Origin of the sequence: Apilactobacillus micheneri, from assembly GCF_006493595.1 — a bacterium.
GTDB classification, from domain to species: domain Bacteria; phylum Bacillota; class Bacilli; order Lactobacillales; family Lactobacillaceae; genus Apilactobacillus; species Apilactobacillus micheneri.
This window is the reverse complement of record NZ_QUBI01000002.1, coordinates 220,128-240,004: the sequence shown is the minus strand read 5'-3', so window position 1 is coordinate 240,004 and position 19,877 is coordinate 220,128. Positions and strand designations below refer to the sequence as shown.

Below are 19,877 nucleotides of genomic sequence, written 5' to 3'. Positions count from 1 at the left end.
ATTTTTGTATATTTGATAGGAGCATCAATTTGGATATTATTAATTATTTATCAAATGATTCTACTGAAAAAATTGCTAAAAATTACTAGGCAATATAATAAATGTTAAAGATAATTATGGTAATATTTTTAGTGGATATATAGTTGAAGATGAAGCATATTTAGGGATAAATGATAGAGCTTGTCATTCTTATAATAATTATCATTCAAGCAAAAATAATTCTATGTATTTAAGGGCAGGGACTATTTATATTTATTCTATGTTTGGGCATAATCTGTTGAATATAATCACTCAATCTGAGGGGATACCAGAAGGAGTATTGATTAGAGCAGTTCAACCGATTAAAATAACAGATGCTATGATTAATAATAGAAATAAAAACAATTATGAAGTTACTAATGGCCCTGGTAAATTAACCCAAGCTTTTAACATTAACCTCAATTTAAATGGTAAAAAATTAGATGATGGCCAATTATCTTTAGATATTACTAATGGAGCTATACCTGAACACATTATTTCATCAGCTAGAATTGGCATTAAAAATAAAGGTATGTGGGATAGTAAAAAATTACGATTTTATGTATCTGCTAATCCCTATGTTTCAAAAATCAAAATGAATAATTGTAATTTCAAAACGTACGGATGGACGAATAAGGAGAATTTAAAATGCAATGGACAAAACTTTCAGTATTAACTAATAATGAATCACAAGATGCAGTAATAAATATTTTAATGGATTTTGGTTCACTAGGAGTAGAAGTTGAAGAACAAAATAATGAAACAGTAATTACTTCTTATTTTCCAGAGAATTTTAATATTAATGATCAGATTCCATTAATTCAAAAGAGAGTGGAAAAATTAAATGAATATGGATTAAATCCGGGTAAAGGTAAAGTCATTTCTAAAGAATTAAGTGATAATAATTGGAGTAAAGAATGGGAAAAATATTATCATGCAACTAGAATTACAAAATATCTTACAATTTCTCCGGTATGGGAGAAATATAAAAAATCTTTTGAACAAGAAATGGTTATTAAATTAAATCCCCAAAAAGCATTTGGAACGGGAGTTCATCCAACAACCAAATTATGTATGCAAGCTATGGAAATTTATCTAAGAGAGAATCAGTCAATTTTGGATGTTGGAACAGGTTCTGGAGTTTTAAGTATTGCTGCAAAATTAATGGGGGCGGATTCAGTTAAAGCTTATGATTATGATGATGATGCTATTGAATCTGCAAAAATCAACATTAAACTTAATGGCTATGAAAATGAAATTCAGGTAACTAAAAATAGTCTATTAGATGGTTTAAATGAAAAAAGTGATGTTATTTTGGCAAATATGCTACCTGAAGCGGTATTACCTTTAATACCACAGGCAAAAGACACATTATATGCAGGTGGATTTATTATTATTTCTGGAATTATTAATGAAAAACTAGATATTACATTACAAACGCTCCAATCTAATGATTTTATTTTAGATCAAGTAATGACATTAGGTGATTGGCGTGGAATTGTTGCTCATTTAAAAGAGGAAGGTGAATAAATAAGATGCAACACTATTTTACTGATAATACTTTAGGTTTAAATGAAACTTTTTTAATGTCTGATGATATTGCTCACCATTTTATATCGGTATTAAGATCTAACAATGGTGATAAATTTGAAATTGTTGATAGTAATCATAAACTTTTTATTGCAGAAGTTATTGATAAAGATTCAAGTGAAGCTAAAGTGATAGAAATAAAAAATAATTCAGTGGAGTTACCTGTTGACGTGACAATTATTTGTGGGTTACCCAAAAAAGATAAATCTGAATTAATTGTTCAAAAAGCAACTGAATTAGGTGTTGATCATATTATTTTCTTACAAACAGCTTGGTCAATTGCACAATGGAAAAATAACAAAGCATCTAAAAAAATTAATAGATTAAGTAAGATTGTTAGAAGTGCAGCTGAACAATCCCACCGTAACAAAATACCGGATGTTAAATATTTAGATTCTATAAATGATTTATTGAAGGAATCATATGATCATAAGTTAATTGCTTATGAGGAATCTGCTAAAAAAGGTGAAAAGGCTGATTTAATTAATTCCTTAAACAATACTAAACCAGCTGATAGCATTGCTGCCTTCTTTGGACCCGAGGGAGGTATTTCTCCTGATGAAGTATCTAAACTTAAAGCAAATGGTTATAAGACTTGTGGTTTAGGTCCTAGAATTTTAAGAACTGAAACAGCACCCTTATATTTTCTTTCATCAATTTCAATGTGGTTTGATTTGTTAAAGTAAAAATTGAACAATTATGATAGAATTTATAAAAATGATTAAAAAGAAGTGATTAGAATGTCTAAACATAAAGTATGGTCTGCTGAAGACTTGTTTAATGAAGTTAATAAATATATGAATAAAGATCACGTTGACATTATTAAAAAAGCATACAACTATGCTGCTGATTGTCATGAAGGGCAATCTAGACAATCTGGAGAGCCATATATTGTTCATCCAATTCAAGTAGCTAGTATTTTGGCTCAACTAAGAATGGACCCGGAAACTATTAGTGCTGGATTATTACATGACGTCGTTGAAGATACTAATGCGACTTTAGATGATATTGATGAAAAATTTGGCCAAAATGTTGAAATTATTGTTGATGGGGTAACTAAACTAGGCAAAATAAAATATAAATCTAATCAAGAACAATTAGCCGAAAACCATAGAAAACTTTTATTGGCTATGTGTAGCGATATTCGTGTAATGATTGTTAAGTTAGCTGATCGTTTGCATAATATGAGGACTTTAAGACATTTGAAACCTGAAAAGCAACGTCGTATTTCCAATGAAACTCTTGAAATTTATGCACCATTAGCTGATAGATTAGGAATTGGAACAATTAAGTGGGAACTTGAAGATATCTCACTTCGTTATTTAAATCCACAACAATACTATAAAATAGTTCATTTAATGAACTCTAAGCGTAATGAACGTGTTGCATATGTAAATGAAGCTGTTAAAGAAGTTAAAAAGCAAGTTAGTGACATGAATTTACCTAATGTTGAAGTTTATGGACGCCCTAAACATTTATACTCAATTTATCGTAAAATGGTTATTAAACATAAAAAATTTGGGCAAATTTATGATTTATTGGCTGTTAGATGTATAGTCGACTCAATTAAAGATTGTTATGCTGTATTAGGTGCTATTCATACTAAATGGTCACCAATTCCCGGACGCTTTAAAGACTATATTGCAATGCCTAAAGCTAATATGTATCAGTCACTTCATACCACTGTTTTTGGTCCAGGTGGTAAACCACTAGAAGTACAAATTAGAACTAAAAAGATGCATCAAATTGCTGAATATGGGGTTGCAGCTCATTGGGCTTATAAAGAAGGGATGACTGATGAAGTTCAAGCTTCTTCTGATAATAATCGTTTAAATTGGTTTAAACGCATTATTGAAATTCAAGAAGATACTGATAATGCATCTGAATTTATGGATGGTGTTAAAGGTGAGCTTTTTGGTGACCATGTTTATGCTTTTACACCTCAAGGTGATGTTTTAGAATTACCTAAGGGTGCTGGGCCTTTAGATATGGCTTATTTAATTCATACAGATGTTGGTAATCATACTACTGGTGCTAAAGTTAATGGAGTGATTGAGCCTTTAGACTATGAGATTAAAACGGGTGATATAGTTACCATTATGACATCGACTAGTTCAACTGGACCTAGTCAAGATTGGGAAAACTTGGTTACTACTAGTCGAGCCAAACACAAAATTAGACAGTTCTTTAGACATAAAAATCGTGAAAAGAATATTGCGATAGGTAAAGATTTATTAAATCAAGCTATTAAAGATAATGGTTATGATATTAGTGATGTTTTAACAAAACCCAATATGGATAGATTGCTTAATAAAACTTATTATAAAAGTATTGATGATATGTATGCCGAATTGGGTTTTGGCAATAAGCAACCCAATGGATTAGTTAATATTTTAACTTTACAAATTCGTGATGATGCTGAGAAAAAACGTCAAGAACAAGAACAAAAAGATATTTTAGAAAATCATCAGACTATTGAAAAAAATAATGATCATCCTAACAATAAAAATAGTAAGTTAAATAAACCTTCTGATGGCGTTGTTATTAAAGACGTAGACAATTTATTAATTCGATTAAGTCATTGTTGTGCACCTGTTCCAGGAGATAAAATTGTTGGATATATAACCAAAGGTAGAGGAGTTTCAGTGCATCGTGATAACTGTCCTAATGTTATAGAAGATGATGATCGTCTGGTTAATGTAAATTGGGATATTCCTGATGATTCACATACTTTGTTTAATGCATACGTTCAAGTTGAAGGATATAACAGAAACAGTATGCTTAATGATGTTATTAAAAATGTTAGTGGTGTATGTAAGCAAATTAATTCTGTTGAGGGAAGAGTTGATCATGACAAAACCGTAACTATTTCTTTGAAAATAAGTGTTAAAAATTTAGCACAATTGGAAATGGTTATGAATCATGTTAAGAATGTTCATGATGTTTATTTTGTTAAAAGACCATTTAAATAAAAAGGAGTTTTATTTTTGAAAGTTGTATTACAAAGAGTAAATAAAGCTAGCGTTTCAATCAATGATCATTTGTTTAACAAAATAAATAAGGGATACTTATTATTAGTTGGAATCAAGGATAGTGATTCTTCAGATGATATTGACTATTTAGTACGTAAAATTACTAATTTAAGAATTTTTGAAGATGATAATGGAAAGACAAACTTAAATTTATCATCTGTAAATGGAGAAATATTATCTATTTCTCAATTTACTTTATATGCTAATACCAAACATGGAAATCGCCCATCTTTTGTTAATGCTGGAGGACCCAATTTTGCATCTGAAATGTATGATTCATTTAATCAAAAGCTATTAGATGCTGGTAATTCAGTGAAAACTGGGCAATTTGGTGCTGATATGCAAATTGATTTACAAAATGATGGTCCATTTACGATTGTTTTTGATACAGAAAATAACTAATACTAAAAGGGGGCTTTTTTGCTCCCTTTTTATGATAGGAGAGGCTTAATTATGCAAAAAAATATTTTTTGGGATTTTGATGGGACCTTATTTGATACTTATCCAATTATGGTTGATAGTTTTGCTGATGCGTTAGAAGCAATGAATATTGATGAAATGGAAATTGATAAATGTGATATTTTATTAACAATGCGTCAACATTCTCTAGGGACAGCATTACAAAAATTTGCTGCTGAGTTTAGTATTAATAAAGAAGAATTATCTGGTATTTATCATAAATTTGAAAAAGAGGATATAGTTAATGCCCAACCATTTTTAAATGTTGATAAAGTGTTAAAAATGGTCGATGATCAAGGTGGTAAAAATTATTTATTAACTCATCGTGATAATTTTGCTTTAAATTTACTACAAGATTTTAACCTAAGACATTTCTTTGCTGATATTGTTACAAAAAATCAGGCTTTTAAAAGAAAGCCTGATCCAGAAGCATTAAATTATTTAATTCAGAAACATAATATTAGTCGATCAGATGCTATGATGATTGGTGATCGTAAGTTAGATATTGATGCTGCGCACAATGCATCAATTAAGGGATGCTTATTTGATAATAATAATATAATTGAATCAAAGGGTAACCCTGAAATAGAAATTAATAATTATTACGATTTTTTGCAAAAATATTTTAAATAATTTTGTTTAAAATATTATCAACTGCAAATCCATAAGTTTCCCCAAATAGATTTAAATGAGCCATTAAGTAATAAAATTGATAATATATTAATCTTTGTTGCCAACCTTGTTCCAATGGATATTCTGCATTATATCCTTGATAGAATTGTTTATTAAATCCACCAAAAACAGTGGTGATGCCAATATCCATTTCACGATCACCGTAAAATACATCAGGATCAATTAGTAAGGGTAATCCTTTTTCGTTAAACATAAAGTTACCTGACCATAAATCTCCATGTAATAAAGAAGGGGTTATACTTCTTTCGTTAAAGTCTGAAATGAAATTCTTTTTTAATTTTTCATATCCTTTTTGCCGAGAGTCATTCCATAGACCATTTTTTTGAGCCATATGCACTAATGGATTTAATCTTTGATCTATATAAAAATCAGTCCAGCTATTATTCCACTCATTATTTTTGGGGATTTTTCCTAGGTCAAAATTTTTATCTAAACCAAATTTTGAATTATGAATTTTATGAACATTTGCAACCATTTTTCCTAATTCGTATTGGTCACCATTGTTTTTAACATTAATCCAATCTTGAATTAAAAAGCCATCTTCTTCTATTTGTCCATATTGTATTATGTGTGGAACTCTAGCTGCTTTTGATAAAAGGTGAATACCTTGCGCTTCATGTTCAAAAAACTTTTTACCTCTGTTAGGTTGTACTTTCATAAAATATTTTTTATTATCTGCTAATAATGAATATGAGTCATTAATATCGCCACCACTTACTGGAGTCAATTGTTCAATTTTATTAAAGGGTAATTGAGATAACCATTTTTCGTTTAATTTTTTCATAATTATTACCTCCAATACTTACATTATAATAAATAATTTTATAAATGCTTACAAGTAATCCTTGACTTTTTTGCATAATTACATTAATCTAAAAATTGAATAGAATAGTTCGCTGATGAAAAAGAAAAGTACGGGATTTTTCTGAAAAAGAGAGCGTCAATTTGGTGAAATGACGACTGTTAAAATTCCAGAAATGACACTTTGGAGGCTAATGATCTTTATTTTTATGATTAGATCATTCGTTTTATACGTTACATAATAGTCAAAGTAAAGGTGGTACCGTGCTTTTTGCGCCCTTGTCTATATTTTTTAATATTAGACAAGGGCTTTTTTTATTCGCCCTGTTTTTAATTTTAAATTGGAGGTATTGCTAATGAGATATCAACGTCCAAAAGGAACAGCAGATATTTTGCCTGGAGAATCAGAAAAATGGCAATATATTGAAGAAACCGCTAGAATGATATTTTCTGATTATCGTTATCAAGAAATTAGAACCCCAATGTTTGAAAATTTTGATGTTTTTTCAAGAACATCAGGAGAAACTTCAGATATTGTAACTAAAGAAATGTATGATTTCTATGATAAAGGTGATCGTCACGTAACATTAAGACCAGAAGGAACTGCTGGAGTAGTTCGTTCTTTTGTGGAAAACAAACTTTATGGTCCTGATACACAAAAACCAGTTAAAGTTTTTTATATGGGACCAATGTTTAGATATGAAAGACCACAATCAGGTCGTTTAAGAGAGTTCCATCAAATTGGTGTTGAAGCTTTTGGTAGTGAAGCTCCAGAATTAGATGTAGAAGTTATTGCAATGGCAATGGACTTATTACAACATTATGGAATTAATGATTTACGTTTAGCTATTAATACTTTAGGTGATAAAGAAACTAGAGCAAACTATCGCAAAGCGCTTATAGACTATTTAACTCCTCATTTTGATAGCTTAAGTGAAGATTCTCAGGAAAGACTGAATAAAAATCCACTGCGTGTTTTAGATAGTAAAGACCCTGCAGATCAACCTTTTGTTGATAATGCACCTTCAATTTTGGATTATTTGTCAGATAACGCTAAGCAACATTTTAATAAAGTTACTACTTTGTTAGATGAATTAGGAATTAAATATAGTATTGATCATACTATGGTTCGTGGATTAGATTACTATAACCATACTATTTTTGAAGTTATGGCTAATTCTAAAGCCTTAGGTGAAGGTTATACTACTATCTGTGCTGGTGGACGTTATGATGGTTTAGTTAAAGAATTAGGTGGACCAGAAATGCCAGGAGTAGGATTTGGTTTAGGAGTTGAAAGATTATTACTTCTTATGGAATCTGAAAAGGTAGAATTTCCAGCATTTAATCCGTTAGATGCCTATGTTGTAGGTATTGGAGATAAAGCAAATTTAGAAACTTTAAAGATTGTTCAATCATTGAGAATGAATGGATTTGCTGCAGATCGTGACTATTTAAGTCGTAAACCTAAAGCTCAATTTAAGAGCGCTAATAAACTTAATGCTAACTTCACTTTAACCATTGGTGACCAAGAAATTGAAGATGGTACAGTTCACGTTAAACATATGGAAACTGGTAAAGAAGTTACTTTTAAATTAGAAGATGTAAAAAATAATTTTGGAAAGTTAATCGAAGAAAACTTCGAATAACAAGGGGAGGAAAAGATTATGGAACGCACAACTTATTGCGGACTAGTTGATGAAAAATATCTGAACCAAGAAATTTGCCTAGATGGATGGGTTTCAAGAAGAAGAGATCTTGGTAAATTAATATTTATTGATTTAAGAGATCGAGAAGGACTTGTTCAATTAGTATTCAGTGATGAATATAGTAAAAAAGCATTGGACACTGCTGATCAATTAAGAAATGAATATGTCATTCAAGTTAAAGGAACCGTAGTTTCAAGAGCTGAAAATGAAATTAACGAAGACATGAAAACCGGAAAAATTGAAGTAGATGTTAATGATGTAAAAATCTTCAATAAGGCTAAAAATCCTCCTTTTGATATTAAAAATAATATTAATGCTTCTGAAGAAACTAAGTTAAAGTATCGTTACTTAGATTTAAGACGTCCAGAAGTACAAAAGGGAATCATGTTAAGAAACAGAATTATGCAATCTGTTCATAGCTATTTTGATAAAAATGGATTTATTGATATTGAAACTCCTAATTTAACAGTTTCAACTCCTGAAGGAGCCCGTGATTACTTAGTACCTTCAAGACTATATCATGGATCATTTTATGCATTACCACAATCACCTCAATTATTTAAACAATTATTAATGGGTGCTGGATTCGATCGTTATTATCAAATTGCTCGTTGTTTCCGTGATGAAGACTTACGTGGAGATCGTCAACCTGAATTTACACAAATCGATATGGAAACTTCATTCTTAAATGCTGAAGATATCCAAGAACTAACAGAAGGCTTAATTTCTAAGGTAATGAAAGATACTTTAGGATTAGACATTAAAGCACCTTTCAAACGTATTACTTGGCAAGAATCAATGGACCGTTTTGGTACTGATCAACCAGATGTTAGATTTGGTATGGAACTAAAAGATTTATCAGATATTGTGAAAGATGTTAACTTTAAAGTATTCTCAAACACCATTAAAGATGGTGGCCAAGTTAAAGCGATCGCTGTACCTGATGGTGCTGAAAAGTATTCAAGAAAGGACATAGACAAATATGCCTCATACATTGAACGTTTTGGTGCTAAGGGATTAGCTTGGATGAAGATTACTGATGATGGATTTACAGGACCAATTGCTAAATTCTTTGATGATGATACCGAAGAAGCAATTAAGGACCGTATGGGTGCAAAATCAGGTGATTTATTACTATTTGCTGCAGATCGTGATAAAGTTGTTGCCGATACTTTGGGTTACTTACGTTGTGCAATTGCTGAAGAATTAGATATGATTCCAGAGAACGTATTTGACTTCCTATGGGTAGTTGATTGGCCATTGTTTGAATACGATGAAGGTGCTGAAAGATGGGTACCTGCTCACCATCCATTTACTATGCCTAATGAAGGTGATGAACATTACCTTAATGAAGGTGAAAATCCACATGCTGCACATGCTCAAAGTTATGATATTATTCTAAATGGTTTGGAATTAGGTGGCGGTTCTATCCGTATTCATAATAAAGAACTACAATTAAAGATGTTAAGAGCGTTAGGATTTGATCGCGAAAAAGCTCAAGCAAGATTTGGTTACTTCTTAGATGCTTTAGACTATGGCTTTCCACCTCATGGCGGTTTAGCTATTGGATTGGATCGATTTGCTAGATTATTAGCGCAAACCGAAAATATTCGTGATGTCATTGCATTCCCTAAGAATTCAAAAGCAACTGAACCAATGACCAATGCTCCTGCTCCCGTATCACAAAAACAATTAGACGATTTGGGACTTGAAAGTGAAGATACTTATAAAGAATAATTTTTAAAAGGAACTTCCTATTATTGAGGAAGTTCCTTTTTTATCTGAAATAAATATGATTAATTTATTATTAATGTTATACTATTTGCATCTTTATAAGAGGGGTAATGAAAATTATGGATGATGTTCAACAGATTTTAAAAAGACATCAATATGTAGCAAAAGCTTCTACAGCAGTTATGTATGGAATCATGGTGTCAATTGCTATGAACTTCTTTTGGACTCCAGGTAATATTTATTCATCTGGTTTTACAGGTTTATCACAATTAATAAATACTTTATCAACTAGATATTTTCCAATTACAATACCACCTTCAATTGGTTTGTTTATGTTAAATATTCCTTTCTTTGTTTTAGCTTGGAAACAAATTGGTCATCAGTTTACTTTTTTTACAATTTTAACTGTTTTCTTAGCCAGTTTTATGATTAAAGCTATTCATCCTGTTTATTTAACTCATGATCCAATGATATGTGCTATTTTTGGTGGGGTCGTAAATGGATTAGGTACTGGAATGAGTTTAAAAAATGAGATTTCAACTGGTGGATTGGATATACTAGGGATAGTTATCCGGCGAAAAACAGGGCGTAGTATTGGAACTATTAATATAGCTTTTAATGTCTTTATAATTACGGCTGCTGGTTTTGAATATGGTTGGCCCTATGCATTTTATTCTGCAATTGGAATTGTTGTTAATGCCAAGGCTATTGATTTTGCTTATACTAGGCAACAAAGAATGCAAGTATTAATAGTGACGGATCATCCTAAAACTGTTATTGATAGTATTCAAAGCCATATGCCCAGAGGAATTACAATTATTCATAATGCTGAAGGGGCTTATAATCACAATAAAAAAGAAATATTATTTACAACCATATCTAGATACGAAATGTCTGAATTAGAAGAAGCATTGGCTGAATCTGATCCACACGCATTTGCAAGTATCACAGAAGCTGAAAATATTTTAGGCCATTTTTATGAGCATAAGCTAAAATAAAATATTGAATTAATTGTTAATTGACGAATGTGTTATAATAATTGTTTGTATAAGGTTTCAATTAACATTAATATGGTGGGATAAGTTTTGAAAGTTATATATTTGTTTTTAATAAAAATTGTATCTTTATTATGTTTATTTAGAAAAAAAGAAAATGTTATCTACATAATGAGTTTTGATAATAATCCAGGGTTGATTAAATCAATGGCTAGAAATTTGCCAAAAGGTAAAAAATTAATTGTTTTTTATCAATCTGATAATGAAGCGGTTGCAACTGATTTAGCAGCTTACGGTATTAAAACTATCCAATTCAAAGATGGAATTAATCTTATATTTAATGTGATCCCCAAGATTATGACTGGTCAAATCATTTTTTGTGATAATTATTTTGCTTTTATTGGTGGTATTATTCATAGTAGTAAAACTAAAATTGTTCAATTATGGCATGCTAATGGTGCAATTAAAAAGTTTGGTTGGGAGGATCCTTCCACTGACGAACGTAGTAAGAGCGATAAGCGTCGTTTCCAGAAAGTTTATAATCATTTTGATGATTATGTAGTTGCTTCTAAAACAATGGGACAGGTATTTGAAAAAAGCTATCATGTGCCATTTGATAGAATGAAGATGTTAGGATATCCTCGTTCTGATCGTCTTTTTAAAGAAAAGTGGCGTGACATTGCTAAAAGAAGAGTTTATCATTTTGCTCCGCAATTAAAAGATAATCGCGTTATTTTATATGCACCTACTTATCGTAATGATGGAAAATCTTTTAACCCACCTAAAAAAGTTATTTCAGCTTTAACAGCTGATCCTAATGCAATTGTAATTATTAAATTGCATCCGCTTTTAAATAAAATAGAACAAAAAATGCAAAGAGAAGCGACCTCTGATAATGTTTTATTTTTTAGTCAATTATCGACTACTGATTTATTAGTTGTTACTGATACTTTGGTTACTGATTATTCTTCAATAGCATTTGATTATTCTCTATTACCTAATGCCCATTCAATGTTGTTTTATATGTTTGACATTGATCAATATAAGAGGCATCCAGGAATACAGGATGATATGATTAATTGGTTGCCAAATAAACCAATTAAAAATACAGATGTTTTAGCAAGTGCAATTAAAGAAAATGCAAAAACCGATTTTACTAATTTTAATAATATTTGGAATAAGTATAATGATGGTTTTGCTACAGATCGTGTAATAAAGAAATATATAAAAAGTTTAAAGTAAAGGAAGTGTGATCGACTTGAAGGAAGTCATTACATTAATTAAAGAACAAATTAGTAATATAGGAATAATGTTTAGAATCTCGAAATATCAAGATAAATCTGATTATCAAAGTCATTATTTAGGGTTAGTTTGGGAATATTTATATCCACTAATTCAAATTGGTATTTATTGGTTAGTTTTCGGAATTGGTTTAAAAAAGGGTACCTCCAATGGTATTGATTACCTAACATGGATGGTAATCGGAATTACTCCATGGTTTTACATGAACGCTACCACACTTGATTCATCTAAAAGTATCTATCAACAAGTTGGTATGGTTTCTAAGATGAAGTTTCCAGTTAGTGTTTTGCCTACAATTAAGGTTATTTCTAATTTAAGTTCATTTTGGGCAATGTTAATTTTTTCAATTTTCATAGCATACGTAAAGGGTGGCATTGTTCCTAATGTTTATTGGTTACAATGGTTCTATTATTTCTTTGCAATGATATGTTGGCTAGTAGCTTTTGGAACTTTCAATTCTACAGTTACCATTTTAGTGCGTGATTATCGTATTTTCTTACAATCGTTAATGCGTGTTTTATTCTATATGTCTGGGGTACTATTCAATTTTGAAACAAATGCATTTCCAGCTTTCTTTGTTAGAATTTTACAATTAAATCCATTCTTCTATATTGTATCTGGCTTTAGAGAATCAATGTTAGGACAAGATTGGTTCTGGCAAAAGCCATTGTTGATGCTTATTTTTTGGTTAATGGTATTGTTCTTCTTACTGGTAGGTTCACATCTACATTATAAGTTTAGAGCAAGATTTGTTGACTATATTTAATTCTAAAAGGAATTGATTATCTTTATGATTAAAGTAAAAAACAAAATAATTAAAATGATTAAACTTTTTATAAGATTTTGTTTAATTATTTTGAATGATATATTGATTATTTTTCCTGTTAAAAAAAATTTAGTTGTTTTTGAAAGCTTTAAGGGAAAAGATATTAACGATAATCCAGCAGCTATCTATGATGAGTGGATCAAAGAATTTCCAGAATATAAAAATTTAGCTTACTTTGCTGTCAAGGTTTCTGAATTTAAAACTTTGAAAGAAAAATATCCTGATGTCAAAATGGTAAGAAGATTTTTACCTAAATGGGTTTGGATAATGGCAAGATCTAATTTTTGGATTTTTAATTCTAGAACTCCTAACTGGTGGAAAAAAAACAAGGGTACTACTTATATGCAAACTTGGCATGGTACACCGTTAAAAAAATTAGGAATTGATATTGCTAATGTTAAAATGCCAGGAACTGATACTGACAAATACAAAAGACGTTTTGTTAATGAAGCTCATCGTTGGGATTATTTAATTGCACCTAATCAATATTCGCATCAAATTTTTGCTAGGGCTTTTGACTTTAATAATCAGTTTTTAGATATTGGTTATCCTAGAAATGATGTTTTATATAATAGTGACAATTCTGAAAATATTGCAAAATTAAAATATAGTTTAATTGGTGACAAAAAGGCTAAAGTAATAACATATGCACCTACTTGGCGTGATGATGATTATAAAACAAAGGGTGTTTATAACTTTGAATTACCATTTAGTTTAAAGCAATTTTTTGATAATGTTGATGATAATACTATTTTAATAATAAGACCGCATTATTTAGTTAAAGATGCTATTGATATTAGTGGATATGAAGGCCGAGTCAAAATTATGGCAGAAGAAGATATAAGTAATTTATATTTGATTTCTGATTTATTGATTACTGATTATTCTTCTGTAATGTTTGATTATGCTAACCTTAGACGTCCGATGTTATTCTTTGCTTACGATTTAAATCATTATGAAGAAGAATTAAGAGGATTTTATTTTGACTATAAAAAAGATGTACCTGGTCCACTAGTTCAAGATGCTAATTCATTTTATAGTAAGATTAATGAATTTAATGAAATTGGTAAATTTAAAGATTATGATAATCAATTTAATCTATTTTATGATAAGTTTTGTTCTTGGGAATCCGCTAACTCGTCTAAAAGTTTTGTAAAAATTATGAGGGGGATTAATAATGAAAGATAATTTCTTAATTGGTTCACATGTCAGTATGAATGGTTCTAAAATGTTTTTGGGATCAGCTGAAGAAGCTAAAAGTTATGATGAAAATACTTTTATGGTTTATACAGGGGCTCCTCAAAATACTAGAAGAAAACCAATCAATGAATTGAGAGCCGATGACGGTAAAGCTTATATGAAAGATAATAACTTAGAAGAAGTTGTTGTCCATGCTCCATATATTATTAATCTTGGTAATGTTAATAAACCACGTAATTTTCATTTTGGAATTAACTTTTTACATGACGAGATAAAGCGTGCAGAAGCAATAGGTGCCACACAAATTGTTTTGCATCCAGGATCACATGTTGGTGCTGGAGCAGATGCTGCTATTAAACAAATTTCAGCAGGCTTAAATGAAGTTATTGAACCTGATCAAAAGATTCAAATAGCTTTAGAAACCATGGCAGGTAAAGGAACTGAAGTGGGTCGTAACTTTGAAGAACTAGCTCAAATTATTGATGGCGTTGAAGATAATGAAAAATTGTCGGTTACTTTTGATACTTGTCATACTAGTGATGCCGGTTATGATATTAAAAATGACTTTGATGGTGTTTTAAATGAATTTGATCATATTATTGGTCTTAATAGAATTAAAGTTGTTCATTTAAATGATTCTAAGAATCCAATGGGAAGTCATAAAGATAGACATGAAATTATTGGGTTAGGTGAATTAGGATTTGATTGTCTTAATTATGTAGCTCATCATAAAAGCTTAGTTGATGTTCCTAAAATCATGGAAACTCCAGCTGTTACAATTGATAAAGACAAGAAGAAAAAAGTTTCTCCTCACTATTTTGAGGTTCAAATGTTAAAGAATGAAAAATTTAATCCAAACTTAATGGATGATATTATTAATCAATAAAAAAAGAGCCTTAGGGCTCTTTTTTATTTTGTATCTATATTTAAACTTTCCATTATTATAGTCGCAGTTTCTTCTATTGATTTGTCGGCAACATTAATTTGCAGACAATTTAGTTTATTATATAAATCTTTTGCATAATTTAATTCTTTTTTTATATTTTCAGAATCTGAATAAGGAGTATCTTCTTCCAAACCATAAGAAAGCATTCTTGCTTTTCTTATTTTTTGAATTTTTGATATATCGCTTGTTAATCCAAATATTTTTTCATTATCGATTTGCCAAATTTCTTCTGGTAGTTGAGTTTCTGGACCAATAGGGACATTTGATACTTTTAATTTCTTATTTGCTAAGTATAAAGATAATGGTGTTTTAGAAGTTCTAGAAATACCTAGTATAACCACATCAGCTTCTTTTAAATTTTGTGGATTATTACCATCGTCATTCTCTACTGAAAATTCCATCGCTGCAATTCTTTTAAAGTATTCTTCATTTAAGTCATGAACCATTCCGCTAACTCTTTCAGGTTTGCTACCTAAACGATTACTAATGGCCTTCATAGGCGATTGTATGCAGTCGACACTTTGCAAATCATTTTCTTCTGCAAAGTTTTCTATAATATCACTTAATTTTGGATTAACTAGGGTATGAAAAATAACTGCTTGTTTTTCAGCAGCAATTTTTAAAATTCCATTTAGTATTGATTCGGTTGTTATAAAAGGATATCTTTCATAATCTAAGTTAGTTTCATTGAATTGAGATCCTGCAGTTTTTGCTACTTGCATAGCAGTTTCACCGCTAGAATCAGATATTGCAAATATAGGCAATTTATCCATATCAACAAGCTCCTTTAATTAATTTAAATGCTTGTAATTATTTTATCATAAAATAATTACATAATTTCTTAATTGTGATATTGACGTGTTATACATTGTTTTGTATAATTATTAAGAACAGTTTTAATCAATGCTACATAGCAATTAAAGCGGTTATATTTCGAGCTCGGAGGGAGGGAATTTTCATATGTCAAAAACAGTCGTTCGCAAAAACGAATCTCTTGATGATGCTCTTCGTCGTTTCAAACGTACAGTTTCCAAAAACGGTACTTTACGTGAATACCGTAAGCGAGAATTCTACGAAAAACCTAGTGTTAAACGTAAATTAAAATCTGAAGCAGCAAGAAAGCGCAACAACAAGAAGAAAAGACGTCGCTTTTAATTAAAAAACGTTCCTGTTATTTCAGGAACGTTTTTTTACTAGCTACAACTAACTTGGGGGTATTATAAATATGAGTATTTCAAATAGTATTAACAATGATTTAAAGAATGCAATGAAGTCACACGATAAGGTTGCTTTAACTGTTATCAGAATGATTAAAACTGATTTGATGAATGAAAAAATTAAATTGGGTCATGATTTATCAGAAGACGAGGAATTAACAGTAATTAGTCGTGAAGTTAAACAACATAAAGAATCCATTGATGACTTTAAAAAGGCTGATCGTGATGACTTAGTAGAAACTCAAGAATCCGAAATGAAAGTTTTAGAAAAATATGCTCCTAAGCAATTATCACAAGCAGAAATTGATGAAGTTGTCTCTGAAACAATTAATTCAGTAGGTGCTTCTAACATGTCTGATTTTGGTAAAGTTATGGGTGCAGTAATGCCTAAAGTCAAAGGAAAAGCTGATGGATCTTTAGTGCAAAAATCAGTTAAAAATAATTTAAAATAATTTTTTAAAACAAGATTAAATATGATTAATCTTGTCATACATAATGTATAGCTTTTTAAAATTTATAAACTATGCTAAGATTTGGTTATTATATTACAAAAGGAGTCGCTATATTGACAGAAAATACTTCAGTGAAAAAAGAATTTACTCTAAATAATTTAGATTTTGAGCCAATATTATTAGGTCCACAAAATAAAAATATTTCAATTCTTGAAGAAGGTATGGATGTTTCTATTAATGCCTTCGGAACTAAAATCAAAGTTTCAGGTAATGAAGATAATGTTAATCAGGTTATCTCAGTTTTAGATAATTTAGTAAAGTTATTGCAAGATGGTATAACATTAAATAGTAGTGATTTCGTTAGTGCTATGAATATGTCCAAAAATGGTACTTTAGAATATTTTAGAGATTTGTATAATCAAATTTTGATTAAGGACGCCAAAGGAAAACCTGTAAGGGTTAAGAATTTTGGGCAAAGACAATACGTTCAATCAGTAAAACGTAATGATATAACATTTGGAATAGGTCCTGCTGGAACCGGTAAAACATATTTAGCAGTGGTTATGGCAATTGCTGCTTTAAAGCATGGAGATGTTGATAAAATTATTTTAACGCGTCCAGCTGTTGAAGCCGGTGAAAGTTTAGGCTTCTTGCCTGGAGATTTAAAAGAAAAAGTTGATCCATATTTAAGACCAATTTATGATGCTTTACATGCTATTTTAGGTCGTGAACATACTGCTCGTTTAATGGAAAGAGAAGTTATTGAAATTGCGCCTTTAGCATATATGCGTGGTCGTACCTTAGATAATGCTTTTGTCATTTTAGATGAAGCTCAAAATACAACTACTGCTCAAATGAAAATGTTTTTAACACGTTTAGGATTTGGATCAAATATGATTGTTAATGGTGATATTTCACAAATTGATTTACCTAGACATGCAAGTAGTGGTCTTGTTCAAGCACAGAAAATTTTAAAGAATGTAAAGAAAATCAGATTTGTTACATTTAATTCTAATGATGTAGTAAGACATCCAGTTGTTGCTAAGATAATTGATGCTTATGAAAATTATTCTGATAATCAAAAATAGTGAAGGTAGGAATTTATATGGATTTAGAAATCTATGATAAAACAAACAACGGAGTTTCTGATAAAGACACATCTTTAGTTCAAGATGTTTTAGAATATGCTGGTAAATATCTTGATTTAAAGGAAAATACAGAGATGTCAGTTACTTTTGTGAATAATGACAAAATTAAAGATATTAATAAAGAATATCGAGGTGTGGACCGAGCTACTGATGTTATTAGTTTTGCAATTGAAGATGGAGACGATGATTTTCCTTTAATAATGGATGACGAAATGGCTAATGAGATACCTGAAAATATCGGTGACATATTCGTTTCTATTGATAAGGTAGCAGAACAAGCTGAATTTTTAAATCATTCATATGAAAGAGAATTAGGTTTCTTAGTAGTGCATGGATTCTTGCATTTAAATGGGTACGATCATATGGAGCCTGAAGATGAAGCCGTTATGTTTCCTTTACAAAGAAAGATAATGGATAGTTATGGGCTTAAAAGGTAACAAGCAAGTTCATAAAAATAAGCATTTCATAGTGTCTTTTTTACATGCTTTGCAAGGAATTATAACTTTAATTAAAGATGAACGTAACTTTAGGTTTCATTTATTTAGTAGTTTAGTAGTAATTATCTTTTCAGTTTATTTAAAAATAAACTTAAACGAATGGCTTTGGATATTGTTAGCTTTATTTTTAGTTCTTTTATCTGAAACGATTAATACAATCATCGAAACAGTGGTAGATCTATTTGTTGGAGATAAATATAATGATTTAGCTAAAAAAGCAAAAGATGTTGCTGCTGGCGGTGTATTGATTGCTTCACTATTTTCTATATTGGTTGGATTAATTATATTTTTACCAATTATTTTACAAAAATTAAATTAAACAGGGGATGTACTTTATGGATTTTGATCCTAATTTTCATTCAGGATTTGTAGCAATTGTAGGTAGACCTAATGTTGGAAAGTCTACATTTTTAAATCGTATTATAGGGCAAAAAATTGCTATTATGAGTGATAAAGCTCAAACAACTAGAAACAAGATACAAGGAGTTTATACAGATGATGATTCACAAATTATTTTCCTAGATACTCCTGGTATTCATAAACCAAGTAATCAATTAGATGATTTTATGGATAAATCTGCTTTTTCTGCTTTAAAAGATATTGATGCAGTATTATTCATGATTAGTGCCACTGAAACTAGAGGTGCTGGTGATAACTTTATTATTAATCAACTTAAAAAAATTGATAAACCAGTTTATTTAATTATTAATAAAATTGATGAGATTAATCCTAATAAATTATTAGAGATTATGGATACTTATAAAAAAGCACTTAATTGGAATGAAGTATTTCCAATTTCAGCACTTCAAGGTAACAATGTTGATGAACTGATGGATAATTTGAAAGATAAATTACCAGCTGGACCTCAATATTATCCTGAAGATGAAGTAACAGATCATCCTGAAAGATTTATTGTAGCTGAGTTGATTAGAGAAAAGATTCTTTCCTTAACACGTCAAGAAATTCCTTATTCAGTAGCTATTGATATTTTAAGTATGAAAACTAAAGATAATGGTAATGTTGATATTCAAGCAGACATTTTAGTAGATCGTCCTGGCCAAAAGGGTATCTTAATTGGTAAACAGGGATCGATGCTTAAGAAAATAGGTACTTTGGCACGTCAAGATATTGAAGATTTATTGGGTAGCAAAGTTTATCTAAAATTATGGGTTAAAGTTCAAACCGGTTGGCGAGACAATCCATCGATTTTAAAATCATTAGGATATAACAAGAAAGAAAATTATTAATGATTTGGTTGGTG

20 protein-coding genes and 1 pseudogene are annotated in these 19,877 nt (G+C 30.0%); 19 read left to right on the top strand and 2 right to left on the bottom strand.

Translation table 11 applies throughout. The features are described from left to right. Window positions 1–91: 91 nt before the first annotated feature. From DY123_RS03040 to DY123_RS03015, 6 genes and pseudogenes are all read left to right on the top strand, one after another. Window positions 92–694 (top strand): annotated as a pseudogene (locus tag DY123_RS03040) (DNA-3-methyladenine glycosylase); the annotation flags it as partial. Further along, window positions 667–1,548, top strand: a complete 882-nt coding sequence (prmA, locus tag DY123_RS03035; RefSeq protein WP_108982196.1) for a 50S ribosomal protein L11 methyltransferase — start codon at window positions 667–669, stop codon at window positions 1,546–1,548. The pseudogene DY123_RS03040 and the gene prmA, both read left to right, overlap by 28 nt. 5 nt (window positions 1,549–1,553) lie before the next feature. After that, on the top strand, window positions 1,554–2,294 hold the full coding sequence (locus tag DY123_RS03030) for a 16S rRNA (uracil(1498)-N(3))-methyltransferase (RefSeq protein ID WP_108982195.1): 741 nt from the start codon (window positions 1,554–1,556) through the stop codon (window positions 2,292–2,294). A 54-nt stretch (window positions 2,295–2,348) separates the two neighbouring features. Then, window positions 2,349–4,580 (top strand): RelA/SpoT family protein, encoded by a 2,232-nt coding sequence (locus tag DY123_RS03025; RefSeq protein WP_140936191.1) that lies wholly within the window; start codon window positions 2,349–2,351, stop codon window positions 4,578–4,580. 15 nt (window positions 4,581–4,595) lie between these two features. Further along, window positions 4,596–5,042 carry a D-aminoacyl-tRNA deacylase gene (gene dtd, locus DY123_RS03020; protein ID WP_140924121.1) on the top strand — a complete coding sequence of 149 codons (447 nt, stop codon included), beginning with the start codon at window positions 4,596–4,598 and terminating at the stop codon, window positions 5,040–5,042. 51 nt (window positions 5,043–5,093) lie between these two features. Further along, window positions 5,094–5,732: an HAD-IA family hydrolase gene (locus DY123_RS03015; RefSeq protein ID WP_140924119.1), complete on the top strand. Its 639-nt coding sequence runs from the start codon at window positions 5,094–5,096 to the stop codon at window positions 5,730–5,732. On the opposite strand, the gene DY123_RS03010 is transcribed toward DY123_RS03015, so the two are convergent. Further along, entirely contained in the window at window positions 5,725–6,576 is an 852-nt protein-coding gene (locus tag DY123_RS03010; RefSeq protein WP_140924118.1) for a fructosamine kinase family protein, read from the bottom strand. The two genes, DY123_RS03015 and DY123_RS03010, sit on opposite strands and share 8 nt — an antisense overlap. Before the next feature lie 373 nt (window positions 6,577–6,949). Between DY123_RS03010 and hisS the strand changes: the two genes are divergently transcribed. From hisS to DY123_RS02975, 7 genes are all read left to right on the top strand, one after another. Beyond that, on the top strand, window positions 6,950–8,239 hold the full coding sequence (gene hisS / locus DY123_RS03005; RefSeq protein WP_140924116.1) for a histidine--tRNA ligase: 1,290 nt from the start codon (window positions 6,950–6,952) through the stop codon (window positions 8,237–8,239). Between the two features lie 18 nt (window positions 8,240–8,257). Beyond that, complete coding sequence (gene aspS / locus DY123_RS03000) at window positions 8,258–10,036, top strand: aspartate--tRNA ligase (RefSeq protein WP_140934380.1); 1,779 nt, start codon at window positions 8,258–8,260, stop codon at window positions 10,034–10,036. A 116-nt stretch (window positions 10,037–10,152) separates the two neighbouring features. Beyond that, window positions 10,153–11,031 (top strand): YitT family protein, encoded by an 879-nt coding sequence (locus tag DY123_RS02995; protein WP_105964672.1) that lies wholly within the window; start codon window positions 10,153–10,155, stop codon window positions 11,029–11,031. Between the two features lie 87 nt (window positions 11,032–11,118). Then, window positions 11,119–12,270: a CDP-glycerol glycerophosphotransferase family protein gene (locus DY123_RS02990; protein WP_140934379.1), complete on the top strand. Its 1,152-nt coding sequence runs from the start codon at window positions 11,119–11,121 to the stop codon at window positions 12,268–12,270. Between the two features lie 16 nt (window positions 12,271–12,286). Beyond that, entirely contained in the window at window positions 12,287–13,096 is an 810-nt protein-coding gene (locus DY123_RS02985) for an ABC transporter permease (RefSeq protein ID WP_105956107.1), read from the top strand. A gap of 24 nt (window positions 13,097–13,120) precedes the next feature. Further along, window positions 13,121–14,344: a CDP-glycerol glycerophosphotransferase family protein gene (locus DY123_RS02980; protein WP_140924111.1), complete on the top strand. Its 1,224-nt coding sequence runs from the start codon at window positions 13,121–13,123 to the stop codon at window positions 14,342–14,344. Continuing rightward, window positions 14,334–15,242 (top strand): deoxyribonuclease IV, encoded by a 909-nt coding sequence (locus DY123_RS02975; RefSeq protein ID WP_140924109.1) that lies wholly within the window; start codon window positions 14,334–14,336, stop codon window positions 15,240–15,242. The genes DY123_RS02980 and DY123_RS02975 overlap by 11 nt, the downstream gene beginning before the upstream one ends. 23 nt (window positions 15,243–15,265) lie before the next feature. On the opposite strand, the gene DY123_RS02970 is transcribed toward DY123_RS02975, so the two are convergent. Further along, window positions 15,266–16,075: a pyruvate, water dikinase regulatory protein gene (locus tag DY123_RS02970; RefSeq protein ID WP_140924107.1), complete on the bottom strand. Its 810-nt coding sequence runs from the start codon at window positions 16,073–16,075 to the stop codon at window positions 15,266–15,268. Between the two features lie 187 nt (window positions 16,076–16,262). On the opposite strand from DY123_RS02970, the gene rpsU reads away from it, so the two are divergent. The 6 genes from rpsU (at window position 16,263) to era (ending at window position 19,863) form a co-directional block, all read left to right on the top strand. Beyond that, on the top strand, window positions 16,263–16,457 hold the full coding sequence (rpsU, locus tag DY123_RS02965; RefSeq protein WP_105956104.1) for a 30S ribosomal protein S21: 195 nt from the start codon (window positions 16,263–16,265) through the stop codon (window positions 16,455–16,457). A gap of 70 nt (window positions 16,458–16,527) precedes the next feature. Further along, on the top strand, window positions 16,528–16,971 hold the full coding sequence (locus DY123_RS02960) for a GatB/YqeY domain-containing protein (protein ID WP_105987624.1): 444 nt from the start codon (window positions 16,528–16,530) through the stop codon (window positions 16,969–16,971). Window positions 16,972–17,084: 113 nt separating this feature from the next. Continuing rightward, window positions 17,085–18,059: a PhoH family protein gene (locus DY123_RS02955; protein ID WP_225426744.1), complete on the top strand. Its 975-nt coding sequence runs from the start codon at window positions 17,085–17,087 to the stop codon at window positions 18,057–18,059. A 17-nt stretch (window positions 18,060–18,076) separates the two neighbouring features. Continuing rightward, window positions 18,077–18,556 (top strand): rRNA maturation RNase YbeY, encoded by a 480-nt coding sequence (ybeY, locus tag DY123_RS02950; protein ID WP_105964665.1) that lies wholly within the window; start codon window positions 18,077–18,079, stop codon window positions 18,554–18,556. Further along, a complete protein-coding gene (locus tag DY123_RS02945) occupies window positions 18,540–18,935 on the top strand; it encodes a diacylglycerol kinase family protein (protein WP_140924105.1) in 396 nt (131 codons plus the stop codon). Before ybeY ends, DY123_RS02945 begins: the two co-directional genes overlap by 17 nt. A gap of 16 nt (window positions 18,936–18,951) precedes the next feature. Continuing rightward, entirely contained in the window at window positions 18,952–19,863 is a 912-nt protein-coding gene (era, locus tag DY123_RS02940; protein WP_105964663.1) for a GTPase Era, read from the top strand. Window positions 19,864–19,877 lie beyond the last annotated feature (14 nt).

Excerpts from the sequence above, each read along its gene's own strand:
- prmA (WP_108982196.1), top strand. The coding sequence starts at position 667 with ATGCAATGGACAAAACTTTCAGTATTAACTAATAATGAATCACAAGAT.
- DY123_RS03030 (WP_108982195.1), top strand. The coding sequence starts at position 1,554 with ATGCAACACTATTTTACTGATAATACTTTAGGTTTAAATGAAACTTTT.
- DY123_RS03025 (WP_140936191.1), top strand. The coding sequence starts at position 2,349 with ATGTCTAAACATAAAGTATGGTCTGCTGAAGACTTGTTTAATGAAGTT.
- DY123_RS03015 (WP_140924119.1), top strand. The coding sequence starts at position 5,094 with ATGCAAAAAAATATTTTTTGGGATTTTGATGGGACCTTATTTGATACT.
- DY123_RS03010 (WP_140924118.1), bottom strand. The coding sequence starts at position 6,576 with ATGAAAAAATTAAACGAAAAATGGTTATCTCAATTACCCTTTAATAAA.
- hisS (WP_140924116.1), top strand. The coding sequence starts at position 6,950 with ATGAGATATCAACGTCCAAAAGGAACAGCAGATATTTTGCCTGGAGAA.
- aspS (WP_140934380.1), top strand. The coding sequence starts at position 8,258 with ATGGAACGCACAACTTATTGCGGACTAGTTGATGAAAAATATCTGAAC.
- DY123_RS02995 (WP_105964672.1), top strand. The coding sequence starts at position 10,153 with ATGGATGATGTTCAACAGATTTTAAAAAGACATCAATATGTAGCAAAA.
- DY123_RS02980 (WP_140924111.1), top strand. The coding sequence starts at position 13,121 with ATGATTAAAGTAAAAAACAAAATAATTAAAATGATTAAACTTTTTATA.
- DY123_RS02975 (WP_140924109.1), top strand. The coding sequence starts at position 14,334 with ATGAAAGATAATTTCTTAATTGGTTCACATGTCAGTATGAATGGTTCT.
- DY123_RS02970 (WP_140924107.1), bottom strand. The coding sequence starts at position 16,075 with ATGGATAAATTGCCTATATTTGCAATATCTGATTCTAGCGGTGAAACT.
- rpsU (WP_105956104.1), top strand. The coding sequence starts at position 16,263 with ATGTCAAAAACAGTCGTTCGCAAAAACGAATCTCTTGATGATGCTCTT.
- DY123_RS02960 (WP_105987624.1), top strand. The coding sequence starts at position 16,528 with ATGAGTATTTCAAATAGTATTAACAATGATTTAAAGAATGCAATGAAG.
- ybeY (WP_105964665.1), top strand. The coding sequence starts at position 18,077 with ATGGATTTAGAAATCTATGATAAAACAAACAACGGAGTTTCTGATAAA.
- DY123_RS02945 (WP_140924105.1), top strand. The coding sequence starts at position 18,540 with ATGGGCTTAAAAGGTAACAAGCAAGTTCATAAAAATAAGCATTTCATA.
- era (WP_105964663.1), top strand. The coding sequence starts at position 18,952 with ATGGATTTTGATCCTAATTTTCATTCAGGATTTGTAGCAATTGTAGGT.